Source organism: Caldimonas manganoxidans ATCC BAA-369, from assembly GCF_000381125.1.
Lineage (GTDB): Bacteria > Pseudomonadota > Gammaproteobacteria > Burkholderiales > Burkholderiaceae_C > Caldimonas > Caldimonas manganoxidans.
The window spans coordinates 1-18,815 of the sequence record NZ_KB905944.1 but is presented as its reverse complement, the minus strand read 5'-3'; the positions used below and the strand labels follow the sequence as shown (position 1 = coordinate 18,815).

Below are 18,815 nucleotides of genomic sequence, written 5' to 3'. Positions count from 1 at the left end.
GTCTGCATGGCCAAAGCCAAAACCAAGTCTTCCGTCCCGCCGGTCAACATCGGCATTCCCGAGAAAGACCGCGCGGCCATTGCCGCCGGCCTGAACAAACTGCTGGCCGACACCTACACGCTGTACCTGACCACCCACAACTTCCACTGGAACGTCACCGGGCCGATGTTCAACACGCTGCACACCATGTTCATGGAGCAGTACACCGAGCTGTGGAACGCGGTCGACCCCATCGCCGAGCGCATCCGCGCCCTGGGTTTCACGGCCATGGCCTCGCATGCCCATTTCGCCCGCGCCAGCAGCGTGCCCGACGTGCCGGCCGAGCCGCCCAAGGCCGAGGAGATGATCCGCATCCTGGTGCAAGGCCACGAGGCCGTGGCGCGCACCGCGCGCAGCGTCTTCCCGCTGGTGGACAAGGCCCATGACGAGCCCAGCGCCGACTTGCTCACCCAGCGCTTGGACGTGCACGAGAAAGCCGCCTGGATGCTGCGCAGCTTGCTGGAGGCTTGAGCGCCGTGGCGGGATAATCGGCGATCGTGAACCCTGCGCTTTCCCCTTCCCGTCTCGACCTGTATTTGCAACTGATCCGCTGGGACAAGCCCGTGGGCTCGCTGCTGCTGCTGTGGCCCACGCTGGCGGCGCTGTGGATCGCCGCCGGGGGCTTCCCGGGCTGGCACCTGCTGGTCGTGTTCACCGCCGGCACCTTTCTGATGCGCTCGGCCGGTTGCGCCCTCAATGACGTGGCCGACCGCGATTTCGACCGGCATGTCAAGCGCACCGCCCAGCGGCCGGTCACCACCGGTGCGGTCTCGGTGCGCGAAGCGCTGGGGCTGGCCGCCGGGCTGGCGCTGGTGGCATTTTTGCTCGTGCTCACCACCAATGCCGCCACCGTCGCCTGGTCGTTCGCCGCGCTGGCCGTGGCCATCGTCTACCCGTTCACCAAGCGCTTTTTCTCCATGCCGCAGGCCGTGCTGGGCGTGGCCTTCAGCTTTGGCATCCCGATGGCGTTTGCGGCCGCCGGCGGCAGCGTGCCGCCCTTGGCCTGGGCCTTGCTGGTCGGAAACTTGTTCTGGGTGATCGCCTACGACACCGAGTACGCCATGGTCGACCGCGACGACGACCTGAAGATCGGCATCCGCACCTCGGCCATCACCTTCGGCCGCTTCGACGTGTGCGCCGTGATGGGCTTGTACGGCCTGTACCTGGCCAGCTGGGGCGTGCTGTGCTGGCAGCAGGGCTACCGCGGCGGCCTGGTGCTGGGACTGGCCGCCGCCGCGGCCCAGATGGTGTGGCACTACGTGCTGATCCGCGACCGCAGCCGGGAAGGCTGTTTTGCCGCCTTCCGCCAGAACCACTGGGTGGGTCTGGCGGTGTTCCTGGGCTTGGTGATCGACCCCTGGCTGCGCTGATCAGGGATACAGGCCGCGCTCCTGGCGGGCCATCAGGATGCGCTCGCAGGCCACGGCGAAGGTGGCGGTGCGCAGCGAAACCTTCAGGCGGTCGGCCGTCTCCCAGATTTTCTTCAGCGCATCGACCATGATCTTGTCCAGGCGCAGGTTGATCTCGTCTTCGGTCCAGAAGAAGCTCGAGAAGTCTTGCACCCACTCGAAATAGCTCACGGTCACGCCGCCGGCGTTGCAAATCACATCGGGCACCACCAGGATGCCACGCTCGGCCAGCACGTCGTCGGCCTCGGGCAAGGTCGGGCCGTTGGCGCCTTCGAGCACCAGACGGGCTTTGATGCGATTGGCCCGCGCCGGGGTGATCTGGCCTTCCAGCGCGGCGGGAATCAGGATGTCGCAGTCCACGCTCCAGAAATCTTCCGGGTCGATGCGCTCACCGCCGGTGAAGGCGCCCACGCCGCCGTCGCGGTGCAGCGTGGCCATCAGGTCGTGCATGTCGAAGCCTTGCGCATTGACGATCGTGCCGGTGTGGTCTTGCACGGCGACGATCTTCGCGCCGGCGCCGGCAAACAGCTCGGCGGCGGCCGAGCCCACGTTACCAAAGCCCTGCACGGCCACGCGTGCGCCGTCCAGGTTCAGGCCCAGGCGACGCGCGGCCTCTCGCCCGGTGACGAACACGCCACGCCCGGTGGCTTTGACGCGGCCCAGCGAGCCGCCCAGGTGGATGGGCTTGCCGGTGACCACCCCGGTGGCCGTGGCGCCCACGTTCATCGAGTAAGTGTCCATCATCCAGGCCATGATCTGGGCGTTGGTGTTCACGTCCGGGGCCGGGATGTCCTGCTGCGGGCCGATGATGATGCCGATCTCGCTGGTGTAGCGCCGCGTCAGCTTTTCCAGCTCCTTCATCGACAGCTGCTTCGGATCGACCCGGATGCCGCCTTTGGCGCCGCCGTAGGGCAGGTTGACCGCGGCGTTCTTGATCGTCATCCAGGCCGCCAGGGCCATCACCTCCTCCAGCGTGACGGCCGGGTGGTAACGCACCCCTCCCTTGCCGGGGCCGCGCGACAGGTTGTGCTGCACCCGGTAGCCCTCGAAATGACGCACCGTGCCATCGTCCATCTCGATGGGGATGTCCACGATGAGCGTGCGCTTGGGATGCTTGAGCGTCTCGGCCCAGCGCGCCAGCGGACCCAGATAAGGGATCACGCGATCCACTTGCGACAGGTAAGTGCCCCAAGGGCTGGTGGGCGTGGGATGAACATACGACAAGCCCGAGGACGAGGCGGGCAACGGTGAGGTGGTGTGGCTCATGCTGTGTTCCTACAGTGGACCATGGAGGCGGCCGCTGCCAAAGACTCGTGACCCCTGGCAGGCCGTGCCACGCACTGTAGTGCGTCGCGCCGTCGAAGTGAGGGCCGTGCTCATGCAAGCTTTGCATGAGCTGCCCGAGGCCGTGTCATGACACGGCGGCGCGTGTTCGTCTGTCGCACGACGGGGCGAGGTTGGTGCGACGCAGCATGCTAAAGTGGTGGGCTTGCCGAAACCGCCTGAAACTTCCTGCCCATGGCTTTGCCTCCGGCCCCTCCCGAGCGCCAGCTCAAGCACCGCCGCAGCATCGATGTGGCGGTCTACGCCTGTGGCCCAGGACGCTGGGAGGTCGAAGCGCGGCTGATCGATGTCAAGACGCGCGACTATCCGCTGGCCAGCGGCCTGCGCCGTGCCGGCGAGCCGGTGCATGACATGCGCCTGCGCCTGGTCATCGACGAGCAGATGAACATCCTGGCGGCCAACGCCTGCACCGACGCGATGCCCTATCCCGGCCATTGCGATGCCTACGGCGAGGTCTATGGGCGGTTGGTCGGGCTGAACTTGATGCAGCGCTTTCGCCAGCAGGTCAAGGAGCGGCTGGGCGGCATTCAAGGCTGCACTCACCTCACCGAGATGGCGCAGGTGCTGCCCACGGCGGTGGTGCAGGCCTTCGCCGGCGAAGTGCTCGACACCCAAGAAAGCGGCCAGTCCGATTCCGACCAGCAGCCCTTTCAGATCGATCGCTGCCATGCGCTGCGCGCCGACGGCGAGGCGGTGCGCATCTACTACCCGCGCTGGTACCGGGCCGAGGCTTCGGCTGCGGCCGGCCCGCAGACTTCCACCCGTCCCCCGCAGACCTCCACGTAGAGAGACACACCATGAAGATCCATGAGTATCAAGGCAAGGAAATCTTGCGCAACTTCGGTGTGCCGGTGCCGCGCGGCATCCCCGCCTTCACCGTGCAAGAAGCCATCGAGGCGGCCCAGAAGCTGGGCGGCCCGGTCTGGGTGGTGAAGGCCCAAATCCATGCCGGCGGCCGCGGCAAAGGCGGCGGCGTGAAGGTGGCCAAGACGCTCGACGAGGTCAAGACCTGGGCCGAAAAAATCCTCGGCATGCAGCTGGTGACGCACCAGACGGGCCCCGAAGGCCAGAAAGTGCGACGCCTGTACATCGAAGAGGGCGCCGACATCGGCAAGGAATACTACGTGTCCTTGTTGACCGACCGCGCCACGCAGAAGGTCGCGCTGATCGCCTCCAGCGAAGGCGGCATGGACATCGAGGAAGTGGCCCACCGCACGCCGGAGAAGATCGTCACCGAATACATCGATCCGCTGGTCGGGCTCACCCCGGAGCAGGCCCGCAAAGTGGCCACCGCCATCGGTTTTACCGGGCACACCGTCGAGCAAGGCGTCGAGCTGTTCCAAAAACTCTACACCTGCTACATGCAGACCGATGCCTCGCTGGTCGAGATCAACCCGCTGAACTGCGACTCCAAGGGTCACCTGGTCGCGCTGGACGCCAAGTTCAACTTCGACGCCAACGCCTTGTTCCGCCACCCCGAAATCGTCGCCTACCGCGACCTGGACGAAGAAGATCCGGCCGAAGTCGAAGCCTCCAAGTTCGACCTGGCCTACATCAGCCTGGACGGCAACATCGGCTGCTTGGTCAATGGCGCCGGCTTGGCCATGGCCACGATGGACACCATCAAGCTCTTCGGTGGCGAGCCGGCCAACTTCCTCGACGTGGGCGGCGGGGCCACGGCCGAGAAAGTCACCGAGGCCTTCAAGATCATGCTGAAGAACCCCAAGGTCAAAGCCATCCTGGTCAATATCTTTGGCGGCATCATGCGCTGCGACACCATCGCCGAAGGGGTGATCACCGCCTGCAAGGCCGTCAACCTGTCCGTGCCGCTGGTGGTGCGCATGAAAGGCACCAACGAAGATCTGGGCAAGAAGATGCTGGCCGACTCGGGCCTGCCCATCATTTCCGCCGACACCATGGCCGAGGCCGCGCAGAAGGTCGTCGCCGCCGTCCAAGCCTGAGCCCGAAGGAAACGAACATGAGCATCCTGATCAACAAGGACACCAAGGTCATCACCCAGGGCATCACCGGCAAGACCGGCCAGTTCCATACCCTGGGCTGCCAAGCCTATGCCAACGGCAAGAATGCCTTCGTGGCTGGCGTCAACCCCAAGAAAGCCGGCGAGAAGTTCAGCGACATCCCGATCTACGCCACGGTGCAAGAAGCCAAGGCGGCCACCGGGGCCACGGTTTCGGTGATCTATGTGCCGCCGGCGGGCGCGGCCGCGGCGATCTGGGAGGCCGTCGAGGCCGACCTGGACCTCGTGGTGTGCATCACCGAGGGCATTCCCGTGCGCGACATGCTGATGGTGCGCAACAAAATGAAAGCCAAGGAGGCCGCCGGCGGCAAGAAGACCCTGCTGCTGGGGCCCAACTGTCCGGGGCTGATCACGCCCGATGAGATCAAGATCGGCATCATGCCCGGCCACATCCACCGCAAGGGCCGCATCGGCGTGGTCTCCCGCTCCGGCACGCTCACCTATGAAGCCGTGGCGCAACTGACCGAGCTGGGCCTGGGCCAAAGCTCCGCGGTGGGCATCGGCGGCGACCCGATCAACGGCCTCAAGCACATCGACGTGATGAAGATGTTCAACGACGACCCCGACACCGATGCCGTCATCATGATCGGCGAGATCGGTGGCCCGGACGAGGCCGAAGCCGCGCGCTGGTGCAAGGCCCACATGAAAAAGCCGGTGGTGGGCTTCATCGCTGGCGTCACCGCGCCGCCGGGCAAGCGCATGGGCCATGCCGGCGCGCTCATCAGCGGGGGGGCCGACACTGCCGAGGCCAAGCTGGCCATCATGGAGGAGTGCGGCTTCAAGGTCACGCGCAACCCCTCGGAGATGGGCAAGCTGCTCAAGTCCATCCTGTAAGGGCCAGCTCGCACCGGGCATCGAGGCCGCCTCGGGCGGCCTTGGCTGTTTCTGCGCGCCCGGTCGTTCAGCGTGCCGTCGTTCACACGGGCGCTGCGGGCGCGCCGGCAGCTACGTAATTCTGCGCAGCACCGGCGTTGGGTGAGACTTCTACACTCCAGCCCATGGGCGCCGGCATTGCGCTGTGCCGGCGCCGTTCGTTTTCCCGGAACCCAGAGGATCACCTCAACATGGATGCCCTCCTCACCCCAGAATTCTGGATCGCCGTCGGTCAGATCATCATGATCGACATCTTGCTCGGTGGCGACAATGCGGTCGTCATCGCCCTGGCTTGCCGCCGGCTGCCGGCCCAACAACGCATGGCTGGCATCTTGTGGGGCACCGCCGGCGCCATCGGCCTGCGCGTGATTTTCATCTTCTTTGCGCTGACGCTGCTGAAGATCCCCTTCATCAAGCTCCTCGGGGCGGCCTTGCTGGTGTGGATCGGCGTGAAATTGCTGGTCCCCGAGGAGGACGGCGATCACGCCAACATCGAAAGCAGCGACCGGCTGCTCGGTGCGATCAAGACCATCATCATGGCCGATTTGGTCATGAGCATCGACAACGTCATCGCCATTGCCGGGGCGGCCGAGAGCGCCGGTGGCCACCACACCATGGGCCTGGTGATCTTTGGCCTGCTGGTGTCCATCCCCATCATCGTGTGGGGCAGCCAGCTCGTCATCAAGCTCATGGACCGCTTCCCCATCATCATCACCCTGGGCGGCATGCTGCTCGGTTGGATCGCCGGCACCATGGCATTGGGCGATCCGGCGGTGGCCGACCCGGCGGACTGGACCTGGATGCCCAAGCTGCCGCAAGACGCGACGATCAAGTACGCCATGGGCATCGCCGGCGCGCTGCTGGTGCTGGCCGTGGGCAAGTGGGTGGCGCGGCAGCGCCAGCCCAGCGGCTCCGCGGCCTAAGCCGCCTGGGGGGCGTGCCGCGCGCGGCCCTGTGGCGCGGCCGCAGCGCCGCGGCCTTCCGGTGGGGGCAGGGTGGGGCCGCCCGCCTTGTGTCGCCGCGGGGGCTCTGCTAACGTGATCGTGCCCGAAGTCGATGCGCCCTGCGTTCGGGCGCACCGGGTTCAAGCCAGCACAGCGTCGCAGAGCAGATCACGCATGGGTCACCACCACCAGGGCAGTTCGCGAGGTTCATTCGTCGGCAGCGCCCGAGGGCGTGCAGGGCCCGCCCCCCCGCTCCAGGGGGCGCGAGACGCACCGTGCCGTGACGACTCACGGCACAATTCGGGCGCAGATCCCGGGGGTTGCCTGTTGCCTGCCTGCCGGAGCTTTTGACGATGCTTCGATCCCTGTCCGGCGCCGGGCCTGCGAGCACCATGTCCTTCGAATTCTTCTGCCTGACCGACCCCGGGCGCTCGCGCGACAACAACGAGGATTCGGTGGCCGTGGACGAACAGGCGGCCCTGGCCGTGCTGGCCGATGGCATGGGCGGCTACAACGCCGGCGAGATCGCCAGCGGCATGGCCACGGCCTTCATCAAGTCCGAGCTGGGCCGCTGGCTGATCGAAGCGTCCGCGCAGGCCAGCGATGCCGACGTGCGTCGCGCGATGGACATCTGCGTGGAAAACGCCAACCGTGCCATCTTCAACGCCGCCAACTCCAACCCGCAGTACGCCGGCATGGGCACCACCCTGGTCGTGTGCGTGCTGCGCGAAGGGCGGCTGCTGGTGGGCCACATCGGCGACTCGCGGGCCTATCGCCTGCGCGCGGGCAAGCTCGTGCAAATCACCAAAGACCATTCCTTGCTGCAAGAGCAGCTCGACGCCGGGCTGATCACCCCGGAGCAGGCCGCCTATTCCTCCAACAAGAACCTCGTCACCCGGGCCGTGGGCGTCGAAGACAGCGTCTTGCTGGAAACCCATTTGCACGATTTGCAACCCGGCGACCTCATCCTGCTGTGCTCGGACGGGCTGTCGGACATGATCAGCGACGAGGAGATCGCCGCGGTGTTGCAGTCCACCCACGACTTGTCTGCCGCCGGCGCGGCTTTGGTGGCTGCGGCCAACGCCGCCGGTGGACGGGATAACATAGCCGTCATTCTGGTGCGTGCCGTAGGCGCACCAGCCCCCGCAGGGCGCTCGTGGTGGCCCTTTCGACGTTGACGCACGGCACGAACAACACAATCCGACTAGAGGATCAACATGGCGAAACTCGTGGTGTCACTCGACGGCGTGGTGATCAAGGAAGTCCAGCTCACCAAGGACAAAACCACCCTCGGGCGCCGGCCTTACAACGACATCGTGATCGACAACTTGGCCGTCAGCGGCGAGCACGCGGTGCTGCAGATGGTCGGTGCGGACGTCTTCATCGAGGACCTCAACAGCACCAACGGCACCTACGTCAACGGCAAAGCCGTCAAGAAGCAACTCCTGTCGAACAACGACACCATCGAAATCGGCAAGTACAAGATCAAGTACCTCACCGAAGACGCGGCCGACTACGAAAAGACCATGGTCATGAGGCCCGGCGGCGGTGGCTTTCCTGCCGGGGCGCCGCTGGGCGGGGCCGCGCCGGTCTCGCCGCTGGCCGGCGGTGCGGCCAGCGGCTTTGGCGGCCTGGGGTCGCCTTCGGGCTTTGGCGGCTTGGGCTCTGCGGTGCCCACGGCCAGCATCAAGGTGCTCAATGGCGCGGCCGCCGGTCGCGAGGTCAGCCTCACCAAAGTGGTCACCACCGTGGGCAAGCCCGGCGTGCAGGTGGCTTCCATCACCAAGCGGCCCGGCGGTTATGTGTTTGCCCATGTCGAAGGCGCCATGAGGCCCACCGTCAACGGCACGGCCGTGGGCAATGACCCCGTGCCCTTGAAGAACGGCGACGTCATCGAACTGGCCGGCACCCAGATGCAGTTCGTGCAGGGCTGAGCCCGCGCCGCCACGAAGGCCCCAGGGGCGTGAACAAGCTCACGCCAGCCGCAGGAATCGCGCGGGTATCCCCTCCGTTCGAGGGAGGGTTGTTGGCACACTGCCGAACCAATGTGCGGCACAGTGAGCTCGTGTGATCGCATCGGCCCCAACACCCGCTTTGTCCACCATGAAGATCCGCGTCCTGGGCTGCTCCGGCGCCATTGCCGCCGGCTGCAAGACCACGGCGTTTTTGCTCGACGACGATTTGCTCGTCGATGCCGGCACCGGCGTGGGCGATCTCACGCTGGAGGAGCTGGCCCGCATCGATCACATCCTCGTCAGCCACTCCCACTTGGACCACATCGTGGCCATTCCGCTGCTGGCCGACAGTGTGATGGGGCGGCGCCGGCAGCCCATCGTCGTGCATGCCTTGCCGGCCACGATCGAAGCCTTGCGCCGCCACGTGCTCAACGATGTGATTTGGCCGGACTTTGGCCGGCTGCCCTCGGCCGAGGCCCCGGTGTTGCGCTTCTCGCCGATCGAAGTCGGCCAGCGGCTCGAACTCGGCGGCAAAACCATCGAGGTGCTGCCGGCGCGGCATACCGTGCCGGCCGTAGGCTATGCCGTATGTGCCGGCGTGGGCGCTGCTGCGGGGCGCTGGTGGGTTTACACCGGCGACACCGGTCCCAACCCTGCGCTGTGGCCGCGCCTGGCCGGCCGGCAGGTCGGCATGCTCGTGATCGAGACCGCCTTTGGCGACCAGGAGCGCGCCTTGGCGGCGCTCAGCCAGCACCACTGCCCCAGCAGCCTGCGCCGCGAGTTGCAGCACATCGATCCGCGCTGGCCCTTGTACCTCACCCATGCCAAACCCGGGGAAATGCTGCGCATTGCCGACCAAGTGCGCGCCCTGGACGGCAGCCACCGCATCGCCCATCTGGAAGCCGGGCAAGTGTTCGAGCTCTGAGCTTGGGGGGGCGGCTCGGCCCCATAGCAGAAATGCCAAGCCCCTGCAGGCCCCGCGCTCACTGCAGGCTTGGCGCGCTGCCGCTACGCTTGGCGGCCATGAACACTCTGTACGATCCTCTCCAGGCCGGCGACCTGTTCCTCGCCAACCGTGTCGTGATGGCGCCGCTGACCCGCAACCGCGCCCCGCGCGGCGTGCCGCACGACTTGCATGTCACCTACTACACCCAGCGTGCCAGCGCGGGCTTGATCGTCTCCGAAGGCACGGCCATCAGCCCCATGGCCCAAGGCTATGCCCAGGTGCCGGGGCTGTACACCGCCGAGCAGCTGGCCGGCTGGCGCCGCGTCACCGAGGCCGTGCATGCCGCCGGTGGCCGCATCGTGGTCCAGCTGTGGCACGTGGGCCGCGTCTCGCACACCTCGCTGCTGCCCGACGGCCAGGCGCCGGTGGCCCCCTCGGCCCTGCAGGCCCAGACCCGCACCTACCTCATTGGCCCCGACGGTCAGGGCAGCTTCCAGCCGGTGTCCGCCCCGCGGGCCTTGCGCATCGACGAACTGCCCGCGCTCGTGGCCGACTATGCCCGTGCCGCTCGCGCGGCCGTGGAGGAAGCCGGCTTCGACGGCGTGGAAATCCACGCGGCCAACGGCTACTTGCTCGACCAATTCCTCAAGACCGGCGCCAACCAGCGCACCGATGCCTACGGCGGCACCATCGAGAACCGGGCCCGACTGCTGCTCGAAGTGACGCGCGCGGTGGCCGAGGCCATCGGCCCTGGGCGCACCGGCATCCGCCTGTCGCCGATCACCCCGGCCAACGACATCGTCGATGCCGACCCCCAGCCCCTGTTCGAGCACGTGGTGCGCGCGCTCGCCCCCCTGGGCCTGGCCTTCCTGCACCTCATCGAAGGCGCCACCGGCGGCCCGCGCGAACTGCCCGACCGGCCCTTCGACTTCGACGCCCTGCGCCGCGCCTACCGCAACGCCGGCGGCCGTGGCGCCTGGATCGTCAACAACGGCTACGACAAAACCCTGGCCGAAGCCGCGGTGGCCCAAGGCCGGGCCGACGCCGTGGCCTTCGGCCGCCTGTTCATCAGCAACCCCGACCTCGTGCGCCGCTTGCGCGAAGGCGCCCCCCTCAATGCCTGGGACGTGAAGACCTTCTACGGGGGTGGGGCGCAGGGCTACATCGACTACCCGGCGCTAGTGTGATCCGGAGGGTCTTTGCCAGGGTGTGGTCCATGGTTTACATCCCTCCGGATGTTAACTATAGTTGACGCACGGTCGAAATTCGGCAGACCGCCCGATACAGCCGATGGTTTGAGTCCCTGCGAGACAGACAAGCCCAAGCGCGCATCCTCGTGCGCTTGCGTCGCTTGCAAGAGGGCAATCCGGGCCAGCACCGCGTGCTGACGGCGGGTGTGGTGGAAATGAAGATCGACCACGGACCAGGCTACCGGGTTTACTACACGTGGCGCGCTGGGTGCGTGGTGTTGTTGCTGGTGGGCGGCGACAACACCACGCAGGACAGTGATATCCGCGAGGCTTTGGACATGGTGAAGGAGTTGTGACCATGACGATCAAGACGACCCCCTGGGATGTGCAGGATCATCTTCGGACGCCCGAAGACTGCGCGCTCTATCTGGAAGCCGTGCTGGAAGAAGCGGGCGACGATCCGGCATTCATCGCCAAGGCTTTGGGGGACGTGGCTCGAGCCCGTGGTATGGCGCAGACAGCCCGCGAAGCCGGACTGAGCCGTGAAGGGCTCTACAAAGCCCTCTCGCCAGATGGCAACCCCAGTTTTGCGACGGTGCTGAAAGTTCTCGGCGCCTTGGGTTTGCGGCTGCATGTGACGCCGGCTTGACCGGTGCCGCGGAGAGCCCGCTCATCGCCTCAATGGGCGGTTACTGAATCAGCGTCATGCCCGCGGCTTTCGCGGCCGCTGCGTCGAAAGTCATCGTCTGTGCGCAGCCAGCCGACGCTGCTATCCGCTCGATCAGGCAGTCCGCAAAGTCAGCGTTCCCCGCAGTGAAGGCGCGAAGCGCACGCACCACATGCTCTGCGTGGTCAACGATGAGTTGCCTGGATCGAAGGATGATCTCCAGCGCTTGCGCCACCTGCTTGCGGTCCAGACCATAGCTCGACGACAGAACCCAAACGAGCTCGACAACCGACACGAGCGTGATGAAGCCGGGGGCCTGCGCCGACAGGCTTTCCATGAGCTTCGTCGCTTTGGCGGCCTGCTTCACATCGTCCTGCATGATGTAGCGGACCAGCACATTGGTATCCAGCCCGATCATCGTGCCGAAGCTCCGCGAGAAGCAATGGCCAGGTTCATCTCGTCGATGGACACGACTCTGGCAGGCTTGCCAAACATGCCCTTCAGTTCCGTCACAGACCGATTCGCCGCCAGGAAAAGGAACTGACCAGGCTCGATCTGGACGAACTCCACGCGGTCACCGGCATCCACGGCAAGCGCATGACGCACGTCGGCTGGAATCGTGATCTGGCCCTTGGACGTGATGGTGGCAGTGGTCATGGTCGATCTCCCAGAAATCCTTACTTTAAGGTAAGGTGTTGCGTACCGCAACTGTGAAGGGCTCTACAAAGCCCTCTTGCTCTGACCACTCATGGCCTCCCCTTCCAGGGGTCGATGACCTTCAGCCCGGCCGCGGCAAAAGGGCCGACATCCCGACTGGCGACCATGAAACCATGAGCGGCTGCGATGGCGGCGATGTAGCCGTCCGGTGTGGGGAAGCCCCGCCCGCGGCCTCGCGCGGCAACGGCCAGTTCCGCGTAGCGCCGCGCGGCTTCGGCATCGAACGGCAACAGGCGGTCCTGGAACAGCGCCAGCAGTCCGTCCAGCGCCAGGCCCAGCATGTTCCTTCGCCTGTCGGCCGGCAGCGCCTGGACGCCAGACAACAGCTCGGCCAGCGTCACGCTGGACAGATACAGCGTTTCAGCGGCTTGCTCGTTCAGCCACGCCTGCACGGAGGGATCCGGCTGCGGCTTCATCGCTTCAGACACGACGTTGGTGTCCAGCAGGATCATTCAAACCTCAGCGGCTCGGCCGGCGTGGTGTCGCGAACCTGCTCAAGGGCCTCGAAGTCCTGGGGGGTCAGGCCCACCTTGCGGCCCAGGGCGGCCAACTCGTCGCCCAGGCGCACGCGCTGGGCCGGTTTGACGGCTTGTTCCAGGATGTCCCGAATCTCTGCCTCGGCACTGCGGCCATGCTGGGCCGCACGAACGCGCAAGGCACGGTGCACCGCCTCAGGAACGTTGCGAACAGTGACGGAAGGCATGATGGCAAATCCCCCGAGATGCCTGAGATGATTGCATTGTACCCTTCATGCAATCATGGGCCAAGCGCAATCCCGTCACGCACTTGCGCATCAGCGAAACGAAGGCAAAGCGCTGACCATTTTTGTCAGCGCGGACACACGAGGTGACACTCCCAGTCCCCCAAAAGGGCGCCCTGACGCCCCGAATGCCGATTCCGTCACGCCCACGCTGGCCCACCCGGCTGGCATGGGCCCTGCATAGAGGGAGGCGCACAACCCCCACCTCTTTGGAGAGACAGTATGAAGCAACTGCACATGATGAAGCGTTCGGCCCAGAAGGGCTTCACGCTGATCGAACTGATGATCGTCGTGGCGATCATCGGTATTTTGGCGGCGATTGCTCTGCCGGCTTATCAGGACTACACCGTTCGCGCTCGTGTGTCCGAGGCACTGGCACAACTCGCCGGTGCCAAGGCGACCATTGCGGAAAACATTGCTGCCAACGGTGGAACAATCGATACCGATACGGTGTGCAACGGCTTTACCGCCATCTCGACGGCCACGCAGAACGTTCAGTCGACCGCGTGCAACAACGGCGTGCTGACGGTCACCACGACGACTCGCGCTGGCGGTTTCACGATCACGTTGACCCCGACAGCCGGTGCCACGGCAGCAGCGGTGACGTGGCGTTGCACTGCTCCCGCGACCAATCATCGCTTCGTGCCCCAAGAGTGCCGCAACACTTAAAGCTAGCAGGTTCTGCAATCAACAAATCGAACCCCGCCTTGGCGGGGTTTTTTCTACCCCTAACCCCTGTGCCTCTGGCTGACCCCAGTCTTTAGTCATGCAGTTTGTCGCCTACTCGGCCGCCAGCGGCATAGCGTTCTTGGCGGATGCCGGGCTGCTGATGGCCATGGTGATCTGGTGGGGGCTACCGCCCGGCGTCGCCGCGGCTGTGGGCTTCACAGCAGGGCTCGTACTGAACTTTGCGCTTTGTCGCCGGGTGGTGTTCCCGGCGGCCCGCAAGATGAAGTTGTCAGCGCAGTTCGGGTGGTTTGCGCTCAGTGGCCTTGGGGGGTTGATCGGTACAGTGGTTCTGGTGGAGACACTGGTCGGGGACCTGGGGTGGCCAGTGCTGGTCGCCAAGTTGCTGGCGGCAGCCGTGGTCATCGTCCTCAACTTCTACTTCCGATCCACCTTCGTCTTCAAACGTGCTTGAACCTCTCGAATCCCCATGACAGTCTCGCCCAAAAACGTTGTGATCATTGGCGCTGGTCCTGCGGGTCTGACCGCGGCTCACGAGTTGATTACACGATCCCACATCAAGCCGATCATTTTGGAGGCCGATACCCAGGTGGGCGGAATTTCGAAGACGATCGAATACCGTGGCAACCGCATGGATCTCGGTGGACATAGGTTCTTCTCGAAATCCGATTGGGTGATGCAATGGTGGCAGGCCCTGCTGCCCGTGCGTGCACCGAAGGGCGAGCCCGTCGAGGTGCAGTACCACGGGAAAAAGCTAGCTGTGACGTCTGCAGGCGCCAGAGACGACGCGGCCTGCCTGTTGGTGCGTCCGCGGTTGTCGAGAATCTACTTCCTTCGGCGCTTCTTCGACTATCCGCTCAAGCTGAACTGGACCACCATTGCCAACCTGGGGGCGTGGAGATTGGTGCGCATTCTTTTCAGCTATGCCTGGGCGCAGACACGGCGCCGGCCGGAAAAGAGCTTAGAGGACTTCATCATCAATCGCTTCGGAGGGGAGCTCTATCGCACCTTCTTCAAGGACTACACGGAAAAGGTGTGGGGCGTGCCTTGTTCGCAAATCAGTGCCGAATGGGGGGCGCAGCGGATCAAGAGCTTGTCGATTGCAGAAGCCTTGAAGCACGCGATAGGGACGCTGCTGCCCAAGCGCGCCAGCCCCGTGAAACACACCAGCCTAATCGAACAGTTTCTGTACCCGCCCTTGGGCCCAGGCCAGATGTGGGAAGCCGCTGCGGACAAGATTCGAGCGCTGGGTGGGCGCATCGAATTCGGCGTGAAGGTGGTTGGCGTGCGCCATGCCAACGGACGTGTCGTTGGCGTGGAGGTCCTTCGCGAGGGCACGCAGCGGGAGTTCATCGCAGCTGATGAAGTGATCTCGACGATGCCGGTACGTGACTTGGTGCGAGGCATGTCGCCTGCGCCTCCACCGGAGGTGCTCAGGATCGCCGACGGCTTGCTATACCGTGATTTCATCACGGTGGGTGTGTTGGTCCGCAAACTCAAGCCGAGCCGCTATGCCGTGCCAGGGGCGAACACCCACGTGTTACCGGACAACTGGATCTACGTGCAGGAAAAGGAGGTCAAGCTAGGTCGCCTTCAGATCTTCAACAACTGGAGCCCTGCGCTTGTTCAAGACCAGAACACAGTGTGGCTTGGCCTGGAATACTTTTGCAACGAAGGCGATGCGCTGTGGAGCATGCCCAAAGAGGAGTTTGCTCAGTTTGCGATTCGGGAGTTGGCCTCCATCGACCTCATCGACCCAAGCGATGTTATGGATTGGAACGTCGTCCACGTGGAAAAAGCCTACCCAGCGTACTTTGGCACCTACGATCAATTCGGTGTGGTCCGTCAATGGTTGGACACGTTTGGCAACCTGTATCTGGTTGGGCGTAACGGCATGCATCGCTACAACAATCAGGACCACTCGATGCTGACGGGCAAGCTGGCTGCGGAAGCGATCATGCATGGCCATGTCAATCGTGCCGAGATCTGGGCAGTCAACATCGACGACGAATACCACGAAATGAAAGTGGATCGTGAATCCCCGTCCTCGGACGCTGGCGAACGTGAACCGGCTGTGGTGGGTGGGCGCGGCTGATCGATTGATGCGCTTGTCAAAAGCACCTGCACCCCAAACCACCGAGGCACTGGCAGCACTTCTGGTGGTTTGGGTGACCTGGTTGTGGGCAAACCCCTACCAGGGGATATGGCACGACGCGCGTGTCTACCTGGTGATGGCTTACCGCCATCTCGCGCCCGAGGCGTTTGCGCGTGACGTCTGGTTCATGTTCGGGGCTCAGGACCGCTCCAGCCTGTTCGACGAGCTTTATGCCGGGCTGCTGGCCGTGAGTCCCGTGGATGTCGCGGCCAAGGCGGTGGCTCTGGTTGGAGGTATGGTTTGGGCGGTCGGGGCGGTGTGGTTGGCGCGAGTCACGATCGGCCCAAGATGGGGGCTGTGGGCGGCCGTGTTGTTGTGTGTTCTGGCGCCACCCTATACCTTCATCGCCTCGAAGATCTTCGTTCTGACAGAGTCGTTCGCAACAGCTAGGCCCTATGCGATGGGACTGACGCTCGCGGGCATGGCGGCATATGTCCAAGGCGGCCGTTTGATAGCGGTGGCCGCCCTTTCAGCAGGCATTGCCCTTCACCCGCTGATGGCGAGTTGGGGCGTCTTGGCCGTATTGGGTTTGGCTATGCCCGATCGATCCATCGCGGCTGCGCTGCTGGTGGGGTTGGTCGTCGTCATCGGCGCAGCTGCGCTTGGCCTGGAACCCTTGCAACCGATGGATGCAGCATGGTTCCAACTCGTGCAATCCACATCTGCCATCGTGCTCGCTCCCAGTGTCGAAGCCTTGGCTTTGGATCAGAACCTATGGTGGCTTGCCATCTTGTTGATTGCCGGACGTCTGGGCACAGAAACTTATCGAAGGCTGTATTTGCTGGTGGGTTGCCTTGCTGCATGGGGCCTGTTTGCAAGTGTGGTGCTCTCTTTTCACTTTCCGGCTGCTTGGCCCGTTCAGGCGCAGCCTTGGCGGGCGCTATGGCTCGCAGTGGCAGTGGGCATCATCGCCGCGGTAGATGTGTGTCGACAATCGCGAAGGAGCGCATATCCATGGCTGTGGCCCGCCGTGTTGTTGGGTTCATATCTGCTGGCAGGCCAGGCCTGGGGTGGTGTGCTACTGCTGATCACGTGGGCCCTGCACGTCTGCCCCAAGATCGGCGAGATTCCAGCTAAGGTCTGGGGAGACCTGTCTTTGCCCTCACGAAAGGTGGTTGTAACTGCGGGAGCCGTGTGGCTGCTGCTTGTCACTTTCTTCGCCGTCTTTTCACACGACACCTATCAGCATTGGATCCTTCCGGGAATTACGAGATCTATTGAAGTCCCGACAATGCTGACGACGTTGGTCGTTCCATTGCTGATGGTGTGGGGCGTCAGCCGCCTCAACGGGTGGATCAAGATCTGGGGGGTCGTCGCTCTGGTCCTGATCTCTGGGGTCTTGTGGGACCAGCGTCCCAGTGCATTGCGTTTGGTCGAATCACGCTACGATCCGGCCGGCCAGAATGCTTCGTTACGTGGGAGTTATCAACGTGGCGACGTGGTGTACTGGCCTGATAGTGATCTGGGGCCATGGCTCGAACTGGCAACGGCGGGATACGCCCAAAACGTGCAGGCCATTGGAATCGTGTTCTCGCGCGATCATGCGGTGCTTCTTCAAACTCGCTTGCATCGTATCCGGGGGCTGCAGCCGCCCACTCCATGGGATCAGGCATTCCAAACTGATGATCTGCATGCGCCGTACTATTACCCTGCCCGATGGGACGGTCGGGCGCTGAGATCCCTGTGCCTCGACCCAGACTTGGACCTTGTCGTTTTATCCAGTCCAGCGCGGGGGCTCGATGCGCATGTCACCGTGCAGCGGCCAGGGGCTGGGGTCCTGCAAATGTACCGCTGCGCCACTCTTCGTAACCGAGCTTCAGCGGGTGCGAATCAAGGCGAAGCTCTTGATTGAGGGGGCTTTACCCCACTCATGCTCTAGCAGGCCGTTGAAAAAGTCCCGAGGAACGATTAGTCACCATGTGGAATATCTCGCCTCAGTGGCCATCGCCGCGGGCGTTTTGAACACCTTCCCTATCGTATTGCTTCTGTCGGCTGCAGGCGTTGGTCAGGCGGATGCCATCACCGCATCGCTCGTCAGCCGGAGTCTCACGCTATGGCTTGCGGTTGGTATTGGCGTTGTGGCGATGATCAGAGCCGCTTTTGCCAATAAACAACAGTGCTCGGCATCAGGGCAAGGGGAAGCATGACATGACAATGAAACGCTTGCCTTCCGTTCACCACCGCTTCGGAATCAAGCCTGAACCACTGGCTGCGAAGGCGATTTGTGATGGCGTGGTCGCGGGCATGCTCGCTGATCACTTCCTGGGGCGCAGCGAGGCAGCCTTCGAGTCGGCTATCAGACCCTATGTGTTGGCCGTAGCGCACAAGCGCGGGTTTGGAGCTTTCCTCGAGTTCCCTTTGAAAAAGCAAACCTCTGGGCGCGGCGCCCACAAAAAGCTTGATGCGGTGCTCGTCTATGGCAAGCAAGCCTTGGCCTTTGAGCTCAAGACCATTCGGAAAAATGCTCTCGGCTTCAACTTGCAGGAGGACTTGCGCAAACTTCAGCGTTTTCCTGACGAAGTTGCTCAGGATGGCAATCAACGAAGGGCGACATCGTGGCAGCTTGTTGCCTGGACCAGCCAAACATTCCCTCCTACAAAGTCAGCTCAACAAGAGCGCGATAAAGGGCTTGCTCTTTTGAAGAAGGAGATCGAAAAGGGTAATTCGGCCTCGCAGTTGACCGTTTCGGATGCTTGCGTCGATACCGTTCCAAGATCAGCAACGCTCGGCCAGTTGCTGCTATCTCAAGGCAGCGTTGGTGATTTTCATGTCTGGTGCGCCGCCATTTGTATTAAAATCCCGAACTGCTGAGGTCTGCGCCATGCCCAACTTTGACGTATTCATCAGCCATAGCAGCAAGAACAAGGAAATAGGGCTCTTCGTCATTTCGTGTGGAACCCAACAGTCACAATGACTCCTGGTCGTCGAGCCCGGTGGGCATGTGTGCAGGCCGCTGGCCGGCCTGTGCACATGTCCACGGGGCGTGTTTGATCAGGAGGATGAGTCCATGGGCATTGCCGTAGAAGCTCTGTTCACCAGCGCGCTGGGCTTGCAGCCGCCGTGGGTCGTCGATGACGTCAGGCTCGACACC

At 63.9% G+C, this 18,815-nt stretch carries 24 protein-coding genes; 18 read left to right on the top strand and 6 right to left on the bottom strand.

The window, feature by feature from the left end:
• The first annotated feature begins 6 nt into the window (after positions 1-6).
• Both F615_RS0109985 and ubiA read left to right on the top strand, forming a co-directional pair.
• The gene (locus F615_RS0109985) at positions 7-510 is read left to right on the top strand and encodes a Dps family protein (RefSeq protein WP_019561041.1); all 504 of its coding nucleotides are present in this window, start codon (positions 7-9) and stop codon (positions 508-510) included.
• A gap of 26 nt (positions 511-536) precedes the next feature.
• Positions 537-1,409: a 4-hydroxybenzoate octaprenyltransferase gene (ubiA, locus tag F615_RS0109980; protein ID WP_019561040.1), complete on the top strand. Its 873-nt coding sequence runs from the start codon at positions 537-539 to the stop codon at positions 1,407-1,409.
• Here ubiA and F615_RS0109975 read toward each other — a convergent pair whose 3' ends face one another.
• Positions 1,410-2,714, bottom strand: a complete 1,305-nt coding sequence (locus F615_RS0109975) for a Glu/Leu/Phe/Val family dehydrogenase (RefSeq protein WP_019561039.1) — start codon at positions 2,712-2,714, stop codon at positions 1,410-1,412.
• 252 nt (positions 2,715-2,966) lie between these two features.
• Between F615_RS0109975 and F615_RS18200 the strand changes: the two genes are divergently transcribed.
• The 10 genes from F615_RS18200 to F615_RS0109925 all read left to right on the top strand — a co-directional run bounded on the left by F615_RS18200 (position 2,967) and on the right by F615_RS0109925 (position 11,387).
• On the top strand, positions 2,967-3,578 hold the full coding sequence (locus tag F615_RS18200; protein ID WP_019561038.1) for a DUF2889 domain-containing protein: 612 nt from the start codon (positions 2,967-2,969) through the stop codon (positions 3,576-3,578).
• An 11-nt stretch (positions 3,579-3,589) separates the two neighbouring features.
• The gene (gene sucC / locus F615_RS0109965; RefSeq protein WP_019561037.1) at positions 3,590-4,753 is read left to right on the top strand and encodes an ADP-forming succinate--CoA ligase subunit beta; all 1,164 of its coding nucleotides are present in this window, start codon (positions 3,590-3,592) and stop codon (positions 4,751-4,753) included.
• Positions 4,754-4,770: 17 nt separating this feature from the next.
• Positions 4,771-5,664 (top strand): succinate--CoA ligase subunit alpha, encoded by an 894-nt coding sequence (sucD, locus tag F615_RS0109960; RefSeq protein WP_019561036.1) that lies wholly within the window; start codon positions 4,771-4,773, stop codon positions 5,662-5,664.
• A 230-nt stretch (positions 5,665-5,894) separates the two neighbouring features.
• Entirely contained in the window at positions 5,895-6,626 is a 732-nt protein-coding gene (locus F615_RS0109955) for a TerC family protein (protein ID WP_019561035.1), read from the top strand.
• A gap of 413 nt (positions 6,627-7,039) precedes the next feature.
• A complete protein-coding gene (locus F615_RS0109950; RefSeq protein WP_019561034.1) occupies positions 7,040-7,825 on the top strand; it encodes a Stp1/IreP family PP2C-type Ser/Thr phosphatase in 786 nt (261 codons plus the stop codon).
• 39 nt (positions 7,826-7,864) lie between these two features.
• On the top strand, positions 7,865-8,581 hold the full coding sequence (locus tag F615_RS0109945) for an FHA domain-containing protein (RefSeq protein ID WP_019561033.1): 717 nt from the start codon (positions 7,865-7,867) through the stop codon (positions 8,579-8,581).
• 169 nt (positions 8,582-8,750) lie between these two features.
• Complete coding sequence (locus F615_RS0109940; protein WP_019561032.1) at positions 8,751-9,527, top strand: MBL fold metallo-hydrolase; 777 nt, start codon at positions 8,751-8,753, stop codon at positions 9,525-9,527.
• A gap of 98 nt (positions 9,528-9,625) precedes the next feature.
• Complete coding sequence (locus F615_RS0109935) at positions 9,626-10,735, top strand: alkene reductase (RefSeq protein WP_019561031.1); 1,110 nt, start codon at positions 9,626-9,628, stop codon at positions 10,733-10,735.
• Between the two features lie 77 nt (positions 10,736-10,812).
• Entirely contained in the window at positions 10,813-11,094 is a 282-nt protein-coding gene (locus F615_RS0109930) for a type II toxin-antitoxin system RelE/ParE family toxin (RefSeq protein ID WP_026330211.1), read from the top strand.
• Between the two features lie 2 nt (positions 11,095-11,096).
• Positions 11,097-11,387, top strand: a complete 291-nt coding sequence (locus F615_RS0109925; RefSeq protein ID WP_019561029.1) for an addiction module antidote protein — start codon at positions 11,097-11,099, stop codon at positions 11,385-11,387.
• Positions 11,388-11,427: 40 nt separating this feature from the next.
• Here F615_RS0109925 and F615_RS0109920 read toward each other — a convergent pair whose 3' ends face one another.
• From F615_RS0109920 to F615_RS0109905, 4 genes are all read right to left on the bottom strand, one after another.
• Positions 11,428-11,823 carry a type II toxin-antitoxin system VapC family toxin gene (locus F615_RS0109920; RefSeq protein WP_019561028.1) on the bottom strand — a complete coding sequence of 132 codons (396 nt, stop codon included), beginning with the start codon at positions 11,821-11,823 and terminating at the stop codon, positions 11,428-11,430.
• Complete coding sequence (locus tag F615_RS0109915; RefSeq protein WP_019561027.1) at positions 11,820-12,062, bottom strand: AbrB/MazE/SpoVT family DNA-binding domain-containing protein; 243 nt, start codon at positions 12,060-12,062, stop codon at positions 11,820-11,822. The genes F615_RS0109920 and F615_RS0109915 overlap by 4 nt, the downstream gene beginning before the upstream one ends.
• A gap of 89 nt (positions 12,063-12,151) precedes the next feature.
• Positions 12,152-12,574, bottom strand: coding sequence for a type II toxin-antitoxin system VapC family toxin (locus tag F615_RS0109910; protein WP_019561026.1), 423 nt, complete (start codon positions 12,572-12,574; stop codon positions 12,152-12,154).
• A complete protein-coding gene (locus F615_RS0109905; RefSeq protein ID WP_019561025.1) occupies positions 12,571-12,825 on the bottom strand; it encodes a FitA-like ribbon-helix-helix domain-containing protein in 255 nt (84 codons plus the stop codon). The genes F615_RS0109910 and F615_RS0109905 overlap by 4 nt, the downstream gene beginning before the upstream one ends.
• Before the next feature lie 279 nt (positions 12,826-13,104).
• On the opposite strand from F615_RS0109905, the gene F615_RS0109900 reads away from it, so the two are divergent.
• From F615_RS0109900 to F615_RS19900, 6 genes are all read left to right on the top strand, one after another.
• Positions 13,105-13,551: a pilin gene (locus F615_RS0109900; RefSeq protein WP_019561024.1), complete on the top strand. Its 447-nt coding sequence runs from the start codon at positions 13,105-13,107 to the stop codon at positions 13,549-13,551.
• 97 nt (positions 13,552-13,648) lie between these two features.
• Complete coding sequence (locus tag F615_RS18195; protein ID WP_019561023.1) at positions 13,649-14,023, top strand: GtrA family protein; 375 nt, start codon at positions 13,649-13,651, stop codon at positions 14,021-14,023.
• A 15-nt stretch (positions 14,024-14,038) separates the two neighbouring features.
• Entirely contained in the window at positions 14,039-15,664 is a 1,626-nt protein-coding gene (locus F615_RS0109890) for an NAD(P)/FAD-dependent oxidoreductase (RefSeq protein ID WP_019561022.1), read from the top strand.
• Positions 15,633-17,576, top strand: coding sequence for a hypothetical protein (locus F615_RS18190; RefSeq protein WP_033371245.1), 1,944 nt, complete (start codon positions 15,633-15,635; stop codon positions 17,574-17,576). Before F615_RS0109890 ends, F615_RS18190 begins: the two co-directional genes overlap by 32 nt.
• A 67-nt stretch (positions 17,577-17,643) precedes the next feature.
• Positions 17,644-17,871 (top strand): hypothetical protein, encoded by a 228-nt coding sequence (locus F615_RS19905; protein WP_156824600.1) that lies wholly within the window; start codon positions 17,644-17,646, stop codon positions 17,869-17,871.
• Between the two features lie 7 nt (positions 17,872-17,878).
• Positions 17,879-18,535 (top strand): PDDEXK family nuclease, encoded by a 657-nt coding sequence (locus F615_RS19900; RefSeq protein WP_156824599.1) that lies wholly within the window; start codon positions 17,879-17,881, stop codon positions 18,533-18,535.
• Positions 18,536-18,629: 94 nt separating this feature from the next.
• Here F615_RS19900 and F615_RS20160 read toward each other — a convergent pair.
• Positions 18,630-18,815 (bottom strand): hypothetical protein (locus F615_RS20160; protein WP_169452427.1); only part of this gene is annotated, 186 nt, incomplete at its 5' end.

Excerpts from the sequence above, each read along its gene's own strand:
- F615_RS0109890 (WP_019561022.1), top strand. The coding sequence starts at position 14,039 with ATGACAGTCTCGCCCAAAAACGTTGTGATCATTGGCGCTGGTCCTGCG.
- F615_RS0109920 (WP_019561028.1), bottom strand. The coding sequence starts at position 11,823 with ATGATCGGGCTGGATACCAATGTGCTGGTCCGCTACATCATGCAGGAC.
- F615_RS0109945 (WP_019561033.1), top strand. The coding sequence starts at position 7,865 with ATGGCGAAACTCGTGGTGTCACTCGACGGCGTGGTGATCAAGGAAGTC.
- sucD (WP_019561036.1), top strand. The coding sequence starts at position 4,771 with ATGAGCATCCTGATCAACAAGGACACCAAGGTCATCACCCAGGGCATC.
- F615_RS0109910 (WP_019561026.1), bottom strand. The coding sequence starts at position 12,574 with ATGATCCTGCTGGACACCAACGTCGTGTCTGAAGCGATGAAGCCGCAG.
- F615_RS0109915 (WP_019561027.1), bottom strand. The coding sequence starts at position 12,062 with ATGACCACTGCCACCATCACGTCCAAGGGCCAGATCACGATTCCAGCC.
- F615_RS0109900 (WP_019561024.1), top strand. The coding sequence starts at position 13,105 with ATGAAGCAACTGCACATGATGAAGCGTTCGGCCCAGAAGGGCTTCACG.
- F615_RS18195 (WP_019561023.1), top strand. The coding sequence starts at position 13,649 with ATGCAGTTTGTCGCCTACTCGGCCGCCAGCGGCATAGCGTTCTTGGCG.
- F615_RS0109955 (WP_019561035.1), top strand. The coding sequence starts at position 5,895 with ATGGATGCCCTCCTCACCCCAGAATTCTGGATCGCCGTCGGTCAGATC.
- F615_RS0109940 (WP_019561032.1), top strand. The coding sequence starts at position 8,751 with ATGAAGATCCGCGTCCTGGGCTGCTCCGGCGCCATTGCCGCCGGCTGC.
- F615_RS19900 (WP_156824599.1), top strand. The coding sequence starts at position 17,879 with ATGAAACGCTTGCCTTCCGTTCACCACCGCTTCGGAATCAAGCCTGAA.
- F615_RS18200 (WP_019561038.1), top strand. The coding sequence starts at position 2,967 with ATGGCTTTGCCTCCGGCCCCTCCCGAGCGCCAGCTCAAGCACCGCCGC.
- F615_RS0109950 (WP_019561034.1), top strand. The coding sequence starts at position 7,040 with ATGTCCTTCGAATTCTTCTGCCTGACCGACCCCGGGCGCTCGCGCGAC.
- F615_RS0109905 (WP_019561025.1), bottom strand. The coding sequence starts at position 12,825 with ATGCCTTCCGTCACTGTTCGCAACGTTCCTGAGGCGGTGCACCGTGCC.
- sucC (WP_019561037.1), top strand. The coding sequence starts at position 3,590 with ATGAAGATCCATGAGTATCAAGGCAAGGAAATCTTGCGCAACTTCGGT.
- F615_RS0109975 (WP_019561039.1), bottom strand. The coding sequence starts at position 2,714 with ATGAGCCACACCACCTCACCGTTGCCCGCCTCGTCCTCGGGCTTGTCG.
- F615_RS0109985 (WP_019561041.1), top strand. The coding sequence starts at position 7 with ATGGCCAAAGCCAAAACCAAGTCTTCCGTCCCGCCGGTCAACATCGGC.
- F615_RS0109935 (WP_019561031.1), top strand. The coding sequence starts at position 9,626 with ATGAACACTCTGTACGATCCTCTCCAGGCCGGCGACCTGTTCCTCGCC.
- F615_RS0109925 (WP_019561029.1), top strand. The coding sequence starts at position 11,097 with ATGACGATCAAGACGACCCCCTGGGATGTGCAGGATCATCTTCGGACG.